This window comes from Intrasporangium sp. DVR (assembly GCF_040365325.1).
Lineage (GTDB): Bacteria > Actinomycetota > Actinomycetes > Actinomycetales > Dermatophilaceae > Intrasporangium.
The window spans coordinates 282081-296638 of the sequence record NZ_BAABZW010000016.1 but is presented as its reverse complement, the minus strand read 5'-3'; the positions used below and the strand labels follow the sequence as shown (position 1 = coordinate 296638).

General features: G+C 70.4%; 14 protein-coding genes and 1 riboswitch. Of the genes, 12 read left to right on the top strand and 2 right to left on the bottom strand.

The window, feature by feature from the left end; translation table 11 throughout:
* Nucleotides 1–201, bottom strand: a 201-nt coding sequence (locus ABWV20_RS13445; RefSeq protein ID WP_353355832.1) for a hypothetical protein, incomplete at its 3' end; no start/stop codon positions are given.
* An 874-nt stretch (nt 202–1075) separates the two neighbouring features.
* Between ABWV20_RS13445 and ABWV20_RS13440 the strand changes: the two genes are divergently transcribed.
* The gene (locus tag ABWV20_RS13440) at nt 1076–1687 is read left to right on the top strand and encodes a hypothetical protein (RefSeq protein WP_353355830.1); all 612 of its coding nucleotides are present in this window, start codon (nt 1076–1078) and stop codon (nt 1685–1687) included.
* 115 nt (nt 1688–1802) lie between these two features.
* Here the strand turns inward: ABWV20_RS13440 and ABWV20_RS13435 are convergent, their stop codons facing one another.
* Nucleotides 1803–3308 (bottom strand): YibE/F family protein, encoded by a 1506-nt coding sequence (locus ABWV20_RS13435; RefSeq protein WP_353355828.1) that lies wholly within the window; start codon nt 3306–3308, stop codon nt 1803–1805.
* A gap of 139 nt (nt 3309–3447) precedes the next feature.
* Between ABWV20_RS13435 and clsA the strand changes: the two genes are divergently transcribed.
* The 11 genes from clsA to ABWV20_RS13380 all read left to right on the top strand — a co-directional run bounded on the left by clsA (nt 3448) and on the right by ABWV20_RS13380 (nt 14527).
* Complete coding sequence (gene clsA / locus ABWV20_RS13430) at nt 3448–4056, top strand: cardiolipin synthase ClsA (protein ID WP_353355826.1); 609 nt, start codon at nt 3448–3450, stop codon at nt 4054–4056.
* Nucleotides 4053–5105, top strand: a complete 1053-nt coding sequence (locus ABWV20_RS13425; RefSeq protein WP_353355824.1) for a DUF881 domain-containing protein — start codon at nt 4053–4055, stop codon at nt 5103–5105. Before clsA ends, ABWV20_RS13425 begins: the two co-directional genes overlap by 4 nt.
* Nucleotides 5106–5136: 31 nt before the next feature.
* A complete protein-coding gene (locus ABWV20_RS13420) occupies nt 5137–5469 on the top strand; it encodes a small basic family protein (protein WP_353355822.1) in 333 nt (110 codons plus the stop codon).
* A gap of 510 nt (nt 5470–5979) precedes the next feature.
* On the top strand, nt 5980–6663 hold the full coding sequence (locus tag ABWV20_RS13415; protein WP_353355820.1) for a DUF881 domain-containing protein: 684 nt from the start codon (nt 5980–5982) through the stop codon (nt 6661–6663).
* 168 nt (nt 6664–6831) lie between these two features.
* A complete protein-coding gene (gene gcvH, locus ABWV20_RS13410; RefSeq protein ID WP_353355818.1) occupies nt 6832–7224 on the top strand; it encodes a glycine cleavage system protein GcvH in 393 nt (130 codons plus the stop codon).
* Between the two features lie 106 nt (nt 7225–7330).
* Entirely contained in the window at nt 7331–7777 is a 447-nt protein-coding gene (locus ABWV20_RS13405) for an FHA domain-containing protein (RefSeq protein ID WP_353355816.1), read from the top strand.
* Between the two features lie 25 nt (nt 7778–7802).
* Entirely contained in the window at nt 7803–8516 is a 714-nt protein-coding gene (ftsR, locus tag ABWV20_RS13400; RefSeq protein WP_353355814.1) for a transcriptional regulator FtsR, read from the top strand.
* A gap of 91 nt (nt 8517–8607) precedes the next feature.
* Nucleotides 8608–9105, top strand: a complete 498-nt coding sequence (locus ABWV20_RS13395; protein WP_353355812.1) for a bifunctional nuclease family protein — start codon at nt 8608–8610, stop codon at nt 9103–9105.
* Nucleotides 9106–9256: 151 nt separating this feature from the next.
* Nucleotides 9257–9841: a MerR family transcriptional regulator gene (locus ABWV20_RS13390; RefSeq protein WP_353355810.1), complete on the top strand. Its 585-nt coding sequence runs from the start codon at nt 9257–9259 to the stop codon at nt 9839–9841.
* 35 nt (nt 9842–9876) lie between these two features.
* Nucleotides 9877–9991, top strand: a riboswitch (glycine riboswitch).
* An 81-nt stretch (nt 9992–10072) separates the two neighbouring features.
* Complete coding sequence (gene gcvP, locus ABWV20_RS13385; protein WP_353355808.1) at nt 10073–12982, top strand: aminomethyl-transferring glycine dehydrogenase; 2910 nt, start codon at nt 10073–10075, stop codon at nt 12980–12982.
* Nucleotides 12983–13036: 54 nt separating this feature from the next.
* Nucleotides 13037–14527, top strand: coding sequence for a glutamate-cysteine ligase family protein (locus ABWV20_RS13380; RefSeq protein ID WP_353355806.1), 1491 nt, complete (start codon nt 13037–13039; stop codon nt 14525–14527).
* Nucleotides 14528–14558: the final 31 nt, after the last annotated feature.

The following is a 14558-nucleotide window of genomic DNA, read 5'->3' as shown; positions in this document are numbered from 1 at the left end:
GGCGTTCTCGTTCTCACCGTTGTTGTCGCCCACGGCAGCATCGTCGCTGGTCCCGTCCTGAACGGTCTGCGGCGCATCCACGACAGGGGCCGTGTTGGAAGCCGGAGCCGTATCCGCCGACGCCACAGCCAAACCACCCGCCAGGCACGCTGCCGTCGTCACGCCAATGGCCACAATCGTTCGAGCGGTCGTGATCCTCATACGTCTGCCTCCTGCTTGATGGGGTTCTGGACTGGTAATCGCCCAACCGGCCCGCGACGTACTCGGCGATCTCACCATTTGAGACAAGACGCGCGTCGCCAGGGAGGGACGTCACCCCGCCACCGACCCGACGCGGCAGCATCCGGCAGGCGCTCCGAGCCGGTCAAGCCCCCAGTCCCAGCCCGGTCCAGGTGCACACTCCGTGTGCCGCCGCACCACCCGAGCGCCGCGCGGGAGGGCTTGACAGTCTCTCCGGCCTGCCTACCGGCTCCGCAATCGGGTCGGCGGCTCATCCTGGTCTGGCGGCCGAACCGATGTGGCGCACACCAGCTATTCGGCGGAGGCGGTTGGTTTGAGGCTCTGGCTCCCCTTCTCCTCGATTTCCGAAGCGCCAGTGACAAGGGCCCAGCAATTCGCTGCACGACGGGGGGACAGTCTTGGACACTCACCGTGCTCCCTCGGTGATTCGGTGAGTCCGCGTGCGTCCTTCGGGACGAAGCGGGTGACTTAGTCCCCGAAAGGTCCCCACCGCTATGCGCGCCATGCGCGGAGATGCCTTCGGCCGCGGTGCCCGGCACATCGTACTGAGCACGTGACTTGACCCCCGCCGATCTGGGGGTCAAGGGGTCGCAGGTTCAAATCCTGTCAGCCCGACCGATCGGACCGGCTCTGGACTGCGGAAACGCAGGCTCAGGGCCGGTTCTGCTTTTTGGCGGGGTGTCGACGCAGCTGAGGGACACCGGCCCGCCGACGCCCCGTCCGGGCCCGGCGCGGCCCCGGTGCGGCCCGGCGCCGGTTGACCACGGGTGGATGCGGGTATGCGCAGACACGGAGCGACCAGGAGTCGCTCCGTCCCGCGAATCAGGAGGACTCCATGGAAGGCAGCACGATCGTCTGGATCATCGTGGCGCTCATCGTCGTCGGCGCCATCATCGCCTTCGCCGTGTCACGCTCAGGCACGCGACGGGCCGAGGTGGAGCGCGCGAAGGCCGCCGAGATCCGTGAAAGGGCAGTCGAGCACGACCGCCAGCTGCGCGAGCGGGAGGCGAGTGCGACCGAGGCGCGGGCCCGCTCGGAGCTGGCCCGGGCAGAGGCCGAGAAGCAGCAGCTCGAGGCCGAGCGACTCGCGGCGGAGGCGGAGAGCCGCGCGGGGCGCGCCGACGCCGTCCGTCGGGAGCGTGACGAACAGCTGCGCCTCGCGGACCTGCGGGACCCGGACGTGCGGACCGACAAGGAAGGGCACCGGATCGACGAGCACGGCAACCGGGTCGAGGACCGGGACCGGCTGGCGGCGCGGGACCGGATGGACGAGGACCCGGACGTCGTCGATGACGAGCGCGACCGGTTGGCGGAGCGGGACCGCGTGGCCGACGACGCCGATCCGGGCGCCAGCGACCGACTCCGCTCGCACGACACTGACGGCGACGGTCACCCCGACACGCTCGACGAGCGGGACACCTCGGATCCCCGCCGCCGCGACGTCTGACCCTGAAGCCGTATGCCGCTGGGCCCGTCGCGCTCCCAGGTTCACTGGGGGTGTGGCGGGCTCCCCGTTGCCCCTCCTCTCCCGGAGCGCGACATCGACGGCCGGTGGGCGCGACCTAGCGTCTGGTCCTGGAGCGCAGGTCGGCGCGTGTGCTCGGAGCCCGCGACGTGCGGGAGGCACGCATCTGCAGCTCAGCGGCGGTGGGACCGGCCCGCCTGCGCTCGAGCCGGCTGTCCACTGGGTCCCCGGGTGCGTCGCTCGGCTCCGGCCCGAGGTTCTCGACGACTTCGTCCGCACCCGATGCGTCAGGGGAGAGGTACTCCGTCGGCAGGATCTCCGGCTCCCGGGCTCGGCCGACGGTCAGGGCTGCGATCGCCGTCGTGGCCGGCACGGCAAGCACCAGACCGATCGCGCTGGCGAGGGTCCGCACGATCTCCTCGGACATGGACTCGGCCTGGAGCAGGTCGAGCACCGGTCGTTCATACAGGAACAGCAGCAGCAGCACCGGGAGCGCAGCACCGGCATAGGCGAACACGATCGTGTAGATCGTTGACGCGATGTGGTCGCGTCCGATTCTCATGCCGGAGGTGAACAGCGCCCGTCGGGACAGGTGAGGCGCGGCCGCCCGCAGCTCCCACACGGCCGAGGACTGGGTGATCGTCACGTCGTTGAGCACGCCGAGCCCGGCGACGATGATCGCCGCGGTCAGCAGGTCACGAGGTCGCATCGTCTCGTTGAAGGCGGCCAATGTGGCGCCCTCATCATCTGCGACGCCGCTGAGGCGGGCCAGGTGGACGGCGAGCACCCCGAGCACAGCGGTGATGGCCAAGCCGAAGAACGTGCCGGCGAGTGCCGTGCTCGTCCGGGTCGAGAGCCCGTGCGCCAGATAGAGGACGACGAACATGATCGCCGTCGACGCGATGAGCGCGACGCGCATGCCGGGCTGCCCCTCGAGCAGCGCGGGGAGCATGAACTTGATGACGACCAGACCGCCGAAGCCGAGGCCGACCAGGGCCAGGACCCCGCGCAGCCGCGCGACGACCGCGACCACGAAGATGAAGAGCGCGAGCAGGAGAGCGAGCGGAGCCCCACGTTGCACCTGGAGGAAGGAGTAGGCGGCAGGCTCCGAGCCCTGTGCCGGGATCTTCAACAGCTGGACCTTGTCACCCGACTGGAGTCCGGAGGTGGAAACCGGGGCGGGGACGGAGATCGTCACGGTGAGCTTGTCGTTCCAGTCGCCGGTCTCCGGCTCGAGCACCACGCGAATGGCGCCGCAGGTGGCCAGGTCCGCAGCGACGTCACCGCGCTGGCCCTCCAGCGGTGGGGCGCCGACCTGCCTGTCAGAACTGGCACACGGTGGGAGCACCTCGGAGACGGTGGCGATCGGAAAGGTCACCCCGGGAGCCGCGAACTCGGACGAGGCGACGCGGTCGGTCGAGGCAGCGTCCGATGGCCAGTAGCGCACCAGACCGAACACGGTGGCCGCAGCGGTCAGGACGAGGAAGGCCATGAGGGCGGCCTTCGCGAGGGAGCCGACCTCGACCTGGGACCCACCACCGTGCCCATGAGCGTGCGCTGGGGATCGGTGCTGGCCTTGGGAGTGGAGGTGTCCGCCGGGCATGGCTGAGAGTGTGCCACGGCTGGCCCTGCGATGCCGGTCCGCGGGACTGGGGACCGGGTCTGTCCGGGCGAGGACTCGTCTCGGTCACGAGTGTCCCCGGGCGCCGCCCCGAGCCGACGCGGCGGTTAGGCTCTGACACGTGGATGGCGAGATCGTGTCGGAGCACCGTCCGACCGAGGTATCGGGTCGTCTGCTGACCCTTCCCAACGTCCTGTCGATCCTGCGCCTGATCGGCGTCCCCGTCTTCATCTGGGCGATCCTCACCAAGGAGGATGGCTGGGCCCTGCTGGTCCTGATGTTGAGCGGCATCACCGACTACGCCGATGGCAAGATCGCGCGCAAGTTCCACATGGAGTCACGCTTCGGCCAGCTCCTCGACCCGGTCGCCGACCGGCTCTACATCCTGACCACCCTCGTGGGACTTGCGTGGCGCGACATCATTCCCGTGTGGCTGGTCGCTGCGCTCGTCCTTCGTGAGCTCGCCATGACCGTCATGCTGCTGCACCTGAGGCGTCGGGGACAGATCGGGCTGCCGGTGCACTTCGTCGGCAAGGCAGCGACCTTCAACCTGCTCTACGCCTTCCCGCTCCTCCTCCTGGCGAACCGAACGGACTGGGTCGGCGAGCTCGCCCGCCCCGTCGGATGGGGCTTCGCCTGGTGGGGGATCGTCCTCTACTGGCTCGCGGCCGTCCTCTACGCGCTCCAGGCCAGGTTCGTGCTGGCCCGCTCCCGGGTGGGTCACGCATGAGCACCCCTTCGCCGCGTCGTCCGGACGCCTCGATGACGCTCCTGACCTCGATGTTGGAGCGCCCCCTGGACCCCGGCTACCAGCAGGCGGCCGACCGACGGGCGGCCGCGGGCCTGCCGCCCGCGACCCCCACGCGCACGGCAATGGTCATCGTCATGATGGTGGTCACGGGCTTCCTGTTCGCCGTGGGGGCGCAGGCGCTGCGCCCCCGCCCGACGGCTGCGGCGTCCGTCAAAGGTGAGCTCGTCTCGCGTATCGAGGTGCTGCAGACCGAGGGGCAGAAGCAGGAGACCACGATCGCCGACCTCCGTGAGCAGGTGAGCGACCTGGAGGCCCTGGCTCTCCGGCAGGCCGGTGCCGCGGACCTCACCGACACGATCAAGCGGCTCGAGATCCAGGCCGGCTTCATCCCCATGAAGGGCTCCGGGCTGACCCTCACCGTCGGTGACGCGCCCTCGGGGGAGCGGGGCGCCGATGCGGGAGCCCGACCGAGCGGTGGTTTCGACTCGGGACGTGTCACCTCCAACGACCTGCAGATCATCGTCAACGGCCTGTGGGGCGTGGGGGCCGAGGCCATTGCGATCAACGGCCATCGGCTCACCTCCACCGCTGCCATCCGTTTCGCAGGGCAAGCCATCATCGTCGACTTCCGACCGATCACCCCGCCCTACGTCATCACTGCCCTGGGGGACCCGGCCCGGATGCAGCAGCTGTTCGAGCCATCCTTCGCCGGGGTCTATCTCAGCCAGCTCAGCGAGCAGTTCGGGATCACCTCCGACCTGGTGGCCGGTGATGCTCTGACCGTCCCCGCGGACTCGCTGACCCGCCTCACCGCAGCCAAGCCACTCGACCCGGGCCCGACGGCAGGCACGGGGTCGACCTTCGGCACCAGGTCCGCGCCGACCGATCTATCGACCGATCTATCGACCGATCTATCGACCGACGCCACGACCGATCGAACGGGGGCCGCCGTGACCCCGACGCCCGGGGGCAGTAGCCTCACCCCGGACATGAGCGACCCCGAATCCGCCGGGGGAGCCGACCGATGACCGCAGCCCGCGACCCGCAGAGGAGCAATTCGTGATTCCAGCCCTGGGACTACTGGTCGGGCTGACGATCGGGCTGCTCCTCGACCCTGCGGTGCCGGTCTGGCTCCAGCCCTACCTGCCCATCGCGGTGATCGCAGCTCTGGACGCCGTGTTCGGCGCCGTGCGTGCGGTGCTGGACGGGATCTTCAACGACAAGGTCTTCGTCGTCTCGTTCCTGTCCAACGTCATCGTCGCGGCGTTCATCGTCTTCCTCGGCGACCAGCTCGGTGTGGGATCGCAGCTCTCGACCGGGGTCGTCGTCGTCCTCGGGGTGCGGATCTTCTCCAACGTCGCGTCCATCCGCCGTCATCTGTTCAAGGCGTGACCCGTGGCACGACGCAAGAAGGGCAAGTCGAAGGGCGCCGCGAGGGCCCAGTCGGTCTCCGCGGCCGGTCCGCCGCCGGCGGTGCCCGTAGAGGCGCCGTCGAGCACCGAGCCCGCGGCTGCCGCAGACGCCGACCAGACCCCGCCCGAACCCGCGGCACCCGAGCCGCCGGCACCCGAACCCGACCCCTCGCCGGCACCCGAACCCGACCCCGCGCCGGCACCCGAACCCGCGGCACCCGAACCCGCGGCACCCGAACCCGCGGCACCCGAGCCGCCGGCACCCGAGCCGCCGGCACCGGCGCCGGCGCCCGAACCCGCGCCGGCACCAGAGCCGGGTCCGGCGGTTGCTGAGCCGAGCCCGCCGGAGCGTCCCGCGACGGTTGTCGGGGCTCCCAGCCCAGCGGCATACGGCCTGGAGTCGGAGCTCGCCACCGCCCCGGCCGTGGACCCCCATCGGGTGCCACCCGGTCATGTGGAGGGCCGAGCGGCCTGGCGTCGGCTCCTGCTGATGAGCAAGCCGCGCACGACGAAGGCCAACGCCCTCGGAGCAGTGCTCGCCATCGCCCTCGGCGTCGCCATCGCCACGCAGGTGCAGCTGACCAACGAACGGGGACTGAGCGAGCTCAGCCAGACCGACCTGATCAGACTGCTCGACGACATCTCCGCCCGGTCAAGTCGGCTCGACCAGCAGATCCATGACCTCGAGACGACCCGCGACCGCCTCCTCAGCGGCACCGGAAGCACCGGTGACGCGCTGGAGCAGGCTCAGCGGCGCGCTGACACCCTGGGCATCCTGGCCGGCACCCTCGGAGCCCAGGGGCCGGGCATCACCGTCTCCATCACCGACCCCGACCGGGGGGTCAGCGGACCGGTCATCCTCGACCTGATCCAGGAGCTGCGCGATGCCGGCGCCGAGTCGATCGAGGTCGGGGGAGTGCGGGTGGTGGCCTCCTCGTACGTCGGTGACTCCAGTGGCAACCTCTCGGTCGACGGCGAGCCGATTCGCCGACCCATCCTCGTCAAGGCGATCGGTGACCCCAACACCCTGGCCTCGGCGATGACGATCCCCGGGGGAATCGTCGAGACGATTCGCCTCAAGGGCGCGAACGCCTCGGTGGACCAGGCGAGCTCGATCACGATCACATCGACCCACACTCCCGTCGAGCCGGTGCACGCGGAGCCGGTGCAGTGACCGGCCCCCGGCCGGGCGTGCGCAGCTTCGCCCCCCGCAGCAGCACGCACGCCGGTAGATTCGACCCGTCTACACGTCGAACCGACCGCCGGGCCCGTTCCGTGCCGGTGAGCGCGCCGCGCAGCAGATCTCGCACACCCGATCAAACCCGTTCTGACAGGAGCGACCATGAGTGACCTCGACTACCCCTCCGACCTGCGCTACACCACTGACCACGAGTGGGTCAGGGAGGGCGACGACGACGGCGTCGTCCGGGTCGGCATCACCTCCTTCGCTCAGGACGCCCTTGGTGACGTGGTCTACGTCTCGCTGCCGTCCGTGGGGGACACCGTCGCCGTCGGTGACGCCTGCGGCGAGGTGGAGTCGACCAAGTCCGTCAGCGACATCTATGCCCCGGTTGCGGGCGAGGTGACGGCCGTCAACGAGGCCCTCGACGCGACCCCGGAGCTCGTCAACTCGGATCCGTACGGCGAGGGCTGGATGTTCGAGCTGCGGCTCTCGGACCCCGCGGCGCTCGAGGGACTGCTCGACTCCAGCGGCTACGTGGCCTCCCTGAGCTGAACGAACGCCCTCCGGTGCCCTGTCCCCGAGCCGTGCGCTCGCCGACAGGGCACCGGAGTGAACTAGAGTGGAGAACCCCGAGAACCATCCGTACGAGGAGGACCGCATGTCGAGCGATCAGCCCGGCCAGGACGACTTCCCGGTCGACCCCCGCACGATGCGGTTCCAGGGTGTGCCCACCCCCGGCGCCGATCACGTCGAGCCGCACGACATCCGCGGCCTCAGCCCGGAGGACCAGGCGACGATCGAGGCGCTGCGCCCCGGCACCGCACTGCTGATCGTGCTGCGCGGCCCCAACACCGGCGCCCGGTTCCTGCTCGACGACCTCGAGGTGTCAGCCGGGCGGCACCCCGACTCCGACATCTTCCTCGACGACGTCACCGTCTCGCGCAAGCACGCGAACTTCATCGCGGGCGACGACGGCTACCTCGTTCGTGATGCCGGCTCCCTGAACGGCACGTACGTGAACCGCGAGCGGATCGAGGAGGCCCGGCTCCACACGGGAGACGAGGTCCAGATCGGCAAGTTCCGGCTTGTCTACTACGCGGCCTGACCCGACAGGTGGGTCCAGACCTTCGATGAGCGCGGGTCACCGTGAGGGGCCCGGGATGCGCAACGGCCTGACGATCGGGCAGGTCCTGGACCAGCTGCGGGACGACTTCCCTGACGTCACCTCCTCCAAGGTGCGCTTCCTCGAGACCCAGGGCTTGGTCACGCCCGAGCGGACCGCAGCCGGCTACCGGCTCTTCAGCTCCGAGGACGTGGAGCGCCTGCGTTACGTGCTGACCGCCCAGCGCGACCGGTTCTGGCCGCTGAAGGTGATCCGCGACGCCCTGGACGCCCTCGACCGCGGCCTGTCCGACCCGGGCGGCGAGTCCGGCCGCCCACAGCTGCCCGCTCCCGGGGCGGACCCTGCGCTACCCGGCCCGGAGGGCTTCGTGCCGCGTGCACGAGTGCGGCTCACGGGCCCCGAGCTGAGGCAGGCGAGCGGGATCGACAAGCCGTTGTTCTCTGCACTCGAGAGCTTCGGCCTGCTCCGGGCCGACGGTGCCGGGTACTTCTCCGCCGAGGCCGTCGACGTCGCCGTCGCGGCCAAGCGGCTGGCCGAGCACGGGCTCGAGCCCCGGCACCTGCGTCCCTTCCGCACGGCTGCCGACCGAGAGATCGGGCTCGTCGACCAGGTCCTGGCCACCCGGCGCGGAAACGGCTCGCGGGAGGAGCGGACCGCGGAGATCCTCTCGGCCTGTGTCGCCCTGCACGTGGCCCTCGTGCGGTCCGGTCTCGACCACTGAGGCTCGCCGAGGCACTCTGTGCGTCGCACGCACCCGGGCCAACCGGCCCGGCGGCCATTCGACCAGGTCGCCAGCGAGGTACGGTGGTGTGGTGAGAGAGGTCGACGTCCTGGGCGTCCGCGTGGAGATGCCGACGAACCAGCCCATCGTGCTCCTCCGGGAGCGGGACGGTGGTCGCTACCTGCCGATCTGGATCGGGGCGCCCGAGGCAGCGGCGATCACGTATGCCCAGCAGGGCGTGGTCCCGCCGCGCCCGCTGACCCATGACCTCATGCGCGACATCCTGGCCGGCCTCGGCCACGAGCTCACCGAGGTGCGGATCGTCGCCCTCAAGGACTCGGTCTTTCACGCGGCCCTCATCATCGACGGCACGACGGAGATCAGCTCTCGCGCCTCCGACGCCATCGCGCTCGCGCTGCGCACGGGTTCGAAGGTGCTGGTCGAGCCGAGCATCCTCGACGAGGCCGCCATCGTCGTCTCCTCGGAGGAGGACGACGAGGTCGAGCGGTTCAAGGAGTTCCTCGACCACGTGTCGGCCGAGGACTTCGAGCACCCGGGCGAGCCCGGCCCACCACCCACGGAGCCCTGAGCGACCGCCGATCCGGCGACACGACGGCCGGGTGTGACGTCGGTGATTGACGGTGCCCGGCGCTGGTTCTACCGTCGAACTGAACAACGTGACTGTAGTTACCTGGATGTCGTCTGCTCGACGCCCGGGATCCCGACCGAGAGGAACTCGCATGGCTGCCATCGAGGATGCTGCCCGGGCCAGCCGGCGCGCTCCGGTTGCCTCGCAGGGGATGCTCTTCTCCGACGACCTGCCCGACCTCACGGAGGACGTCGGCTATCGGGGCCCCACCGCCTGCCGCGCCGCGGGGATCACCTACCGCCAGCTCGACTACTGGGCGCGGACCGGGCTCGTCGAGCCGTCCGTGCGTGGCGCCACCGGCTCGGGGACGCAGCGTCTCTACGGCTTCCGGGACATCCTCGTCCTCAAGGTGGTCAAGCGTCTCCTGGACACCGGGGTCTCGCTGCAGCAGATCCGCGTCGCGATCGACCACCTGCGCGAGCGCGGCGTCGAGGACCTGGCCCAGATCACCTTGATGAGCGACGGAGCCTCGGTCTACGAGTGCACCTCCGCGGATGAGGTGATCGACCTCGTCCAGGGCGGGCAGGGCGTCTTCGGGATCGCAGTCGGTCGGGTCTGGCGCGAGATCGAGGGAGAGCTCGCCCAGCTCCCGAGCGAGCGTGCCGAGGACGGCGAGCCGGCCGATCACCCCGACGACGAGCTGACCGCGCGGCGTCAGGCGCGCCACATCTCCTGACGGGCCCGGTTCGACTGGTAGATTTGGCCTGCCGTCCAACCCACATGGGAGAGTCCCCGGCCGACGTGAGGTGCATTCGCCTGACGTCGCCGAGGCGCCGAAGGGGCAACATCCCCGGAACCTCTCAGGCACCCGGACCATGTGGCGAGGCACCCTGGAGGACGTCGGCATCGAAGCCGGCTCCGACAGACGGGGAGCGTGTGTCGTCCGCTCGTCCCGTCAGGAGCCCCGATGTCTTCCCAGTCCCCAGCCGTGCTGGACACCACCTTCGCCGACTTCGTGGGCCGGCACGTCGGTCCTCGCGCCGACGACATCGAGCAGATGCTCCAGGTCGTCGGTCAGCCCAGCCTCGATGCCATGAGCGACCGCGCGATCCCCGGAGCGATCAGGTCGACCGAGGCGCTCGACCTCGAGGCGGCCGACAGCGAGTCCGCCGTCATCGACGAGCTGCGTGGGTTCGCCTCGCGCAACCGCGTGCTCACCTCCCTCATCGGTCTCGGCTACTACGGCACCGTCACGCCCCCGGTCGTGCGACGCAACGTCCTCGAGAACCCCGCGTGGTACACCGCCTACACGCCCTACCAGCCCGAGATCTCGCAGGGCCGGCTCGAGGCGCTGCTCAACTTCCAGACGGTCGTCAGCGACCTGACCGGCCTCGCGATCGCGGGCTCGTCGCTGCTCGACGAGGCCACCGCGGCTGCCGAGGCCATGTCGCTCATGCACCGGGCGAGTCGAGCCACGGACGGGGTGGTCGTCGTCGACGAGCGCGTCTTCCCACAGACGATCGCGGTCATGCAGACGCGGGCCACGGCCATCGGGCTGCCGCTCGTCGTGGCCGACCTGCGTCCGGTCCGGTCCGCGGAGGACCTGGCCGCTGCCGCTGACGGCCGCACGGTCGTCGGTGTCGTGGTGCAGTACCCGGACGCGACCGGATCGGTCCTGGACTGGCGGGCGCTCGCCGAGGCGGCACACTCGGCCGGGGCCCTCGTGACCGCGTGTGCCGACCTGCTGGCCCTGGCCCTCTTCGTGCCACCGGGGGAGTGGGGAGCCGACATCGCCGTCGGCAGCGCCCAGCGTCTCGGCGTGCCGATGGGCTTCGGCGGACCGCACGCGGGCTACATGTCGGTGCACCAGGGGCTGGAGCGGCAGCTGCCCGGCCGTCTGGTCGGGGTGTCGATCGACTCCCACGGCAAGCCCGCCTACCGCCTGGCGCTGCAGACCCGCGAGCAGCACATCCGCCGTGAGAAGGCGACCTCCAACATCTGCACCGCACAGGTGCTCCTCGCGGTCATGGCGTCGATGTACGCGGTGTGGCACGGGCCCGACGGCCTGACCCGGATCGCGCAGCGCATCCACTCGCACGCGGCCAGCCTGCGAGCGGCCCTGCTCGCCGGTGGCGTCGAGCTGTCGACCGAGACCCACTTCGACACGCTGGCGATCTCGGTTCCCGGGCGCGCCGACGACGTCGTCCGTGACTTCCTCGCAGCCGGCATCAACATCCGCCGGGTCGACGCCGACCTCGTCACGCTCAGCCTAGACGAGACGACGACGGGGGCCACCCTGACGAAGATCCTCGCGGCCTTCGGCGTGCAGTCCCAGCCGGAGCCCGTGTCGGCGGACCCCGGGAGCGAGCCCAGCGGCATACCGGCTGCGCTTGCGCGCACGTCCGAGTTCCTCACCCACCCGGTCTTCCACGCGCACCGCTCGGAGACGGCGATGCTCCGATACCTGCGACGCCTCGCCGACCGGGACTTCGCCCTCGACCGCGGCATGATCCCGCTCGGCTCGTGCACCATGAAGCTCAACGCCACGACCGAGATGGAGTCGATCACCTGGCCCGAGTTCGCCAACCTCCACCCGTTCGCCCCGGCCGACCAGTCCGAGGGGATCCGCGCCCTCATCGGCGACCTCGCCGCGTGGCTCTGCGAGATCACCGGCTACGACGCGGTGTCGCTCCAGCCGAACGCCGGCTCGCAGGGCGAGTTCGCCGGGCTGCTGGCGATCCACGCCTACCACCAGGCGCGCGGGGAAGGACATCGGCGCATCTGCCTCATCCCGGCCAGCGCCCACGGGACCAACGCTGCCTCAGCGGTGATGGCGGGCCTCAAGGTCGTCGTCGTCCAGACGGCCCCGGACGGCACGGTCGACATGGACGACCTCCGGGCCAAGATCGACCAGCACCGCGACGACCTCGCCGCGATCATGGTGACCTACCCGTCGACCCACGGCGTGTACGAGGACACGATCACGGAGCTGTGCGGGCTCGTCCACGACGCAGGCGGCCAGGTCTACGTCGACGGTGCCAACCTCAACGCGCTTGTCGGCCTGGCCCAGCCGGGCAGGTTCGGCGCCGACGTCTCGCACCTCAACCTCCACAAGACCTTCTGCATCCCGCACGGCGGCGGAGGCCCCGGCGTCGGCCCCGTCGCGGTCCGGGCCCACCTGGCCCCGCACCTGCCGAACCACCCGCTCGCTCCCGAGGCAGGACCGGAGACGGGCGTGGGACCGGTGAGCGCGGCCCCCTACGGCTCGGCGAGCATCCTGCCGATCTCGTGGGCGTACGTCCGGCTGATGGGCGGCGCCGGGCTGCGCCACGCGACCCAGATGGCGGTCCTCAACGCCAACTACGTGGCAGCGCGGCTGCGCGAGCACTACCCGGTGCTCTACTCCGGTCCCGATGGTCTCGTGGCGCACGAGTGCATCCTCGACGTCCGCAAGATCACCGCCGACACCGGCGTCACGGTCGACGACATCGCCAAGCGACTCATCGACTACGGCTTCCACGCCCCGACGATGAGCTTCCCCGTGGCGGGCACGCTCATGGTCGAGCCGACGGAGTCCGAGAACAAGTACGAGCTCGACCGGTTCTGCGACGCGATGATCGCCATCCGTGACGAGATCGAGGCGGTCCACAAGGGCGACGTCCCCCTGGCGGGGAGCATGCTGCGCGGGGCGCCACACACGGCGCACGCGATCGCGAGCGGCGAGTGGGACAAGGAGTACGACCGAGCCGCTGCGGCCTTCCCGGTGGGCGTCGACGCGGCCGACAAGTACTGGCCGCCGGTCGGACGGATCGACGGCGCCTACGGCGACCGGCACCTCGTGTGCTCCTGCCCGCCGCCTGAGGCGTTCGAGAGCTGAACACGCACGTCGGATTCCCTCGCGCCGAGACGCCATGTGTGGTTGTCTCGGCTCGTGGGAGCCGAAGTCGAACAGGCCAGGTACACCCGGGAGCAGCGGCAGCAGTACCGCGAGAAGGTCCGCCGCGACCTTGACGTGTTCGAGCGGATGCTCGGGCACAGCCAGTTCGAGTTCGACCGGCCGATGACCGGGCTCGAGATCGAGCTCAACCTCGTCAACGGCGACCTCGGCCCGAAGCTCGACAACAAGACGGTCCTCGAGCACATCGCCGACCCGAACTACCAGACCGAGCTGGCCCGCTACAACATCGAGCTCAACGTCCACCCTCGACCGCTGCCGGGGGACGCGGCGCTGGAGCTCGAGCAGCACCTGCGCGAGTCGCTCAACCATGCCTCCGCGCGCGCCGCGGAGCTGCACACGGGCATCGTTGCGATCGGCATCCTCCCCACCGTGATGCCGGAGCACTTCGAGGGCGACTGGATCAGCGAGAACATCCGTTACGAGGCCCTCAACAACGCCGTGCTCGATGCCCGGGGCGAGGACGTCTGGCTCGAGCTGGAGGGCCCGACGGGGGAGCGGATCGCCCGCTACTCCGACTCTCTCGCGCCCGAGTCGGCCTGCACGTCGATGCAGCTGCACCTGCAGGTCCAGCCCGAGCGCTTCGCCGACCACTGGAACGCGGCTCAGGTCCTGGCCGGCCCTCAGCTGGCGGTGGGGGCCAACTCCCCGTTCTTCCTGGGCCAGCGGCTCTGGGCCGAGACCCGCATCCCGTTGTTCACCCAGGCGACGGACACCCGGTCGATCGAGCTGAAGAACCAAGGCGTCCGGCCACGGGTGTGGTTCGGGGAGCGGTGGATCACCTCGATCTTCGACCTGTTCGAGGAGAACGTCCGCTACTTCCCGGCCCTGCTGCCCGAGATCTCCGAGGAGCAGCCGGAGGAGGTCTTCGAGCGCGGCGAGGTCCCGGAGCTGAAGGAGCTGCGCCTGCACAACGGGACGGTCTATCGGTGGAACCGCCCGATCTACGACATCGTCCAGGGCCGGCCCCACCTGCGGGTGGAGAACCGCGTCCTGCCGGCGGGGCCGAGCATCGCCGACGTGCTCGCCAACGCGGCGTTCTACTACGGCGTCATCCGGGTCCTCGCCGAGGAGGACCGGCCGGTGTGGACCCGGATGAGCTTCTCCGCGGCGGAGGCCAACTTCGAGGAGGGCGCGCGGCTCGGCATCGACGCCAGGACGTACTGGCCGGGGCTGGGGGAGGTGCCCGCGACCGAGCTCGTCCTGCGCCGGCTCCTGCCGATGGCGCACGAGGGGCTCGAGCGGTGGGGTGTGTCCCAGAAGGTGCGCGACCGTTACCTGACGATCATCGAGCAGCGCTGCCTCAAGGCGATGAATGGCGCCTGTTGGCAGGCCGAGTGCGTCGCCCGGCTGGAGTCACACGGGCGGACCCGGGACCAGGCGCTCCGGGAGATGCTCGCGGCGTACATCGAGGGCATGAACGCCAACGAGCCGGTCCACGAGTGGGAGCTGCCGACGGCCGGGTGAGCCGGGCGCTCCGCCGGCGCCGCCCACGCCG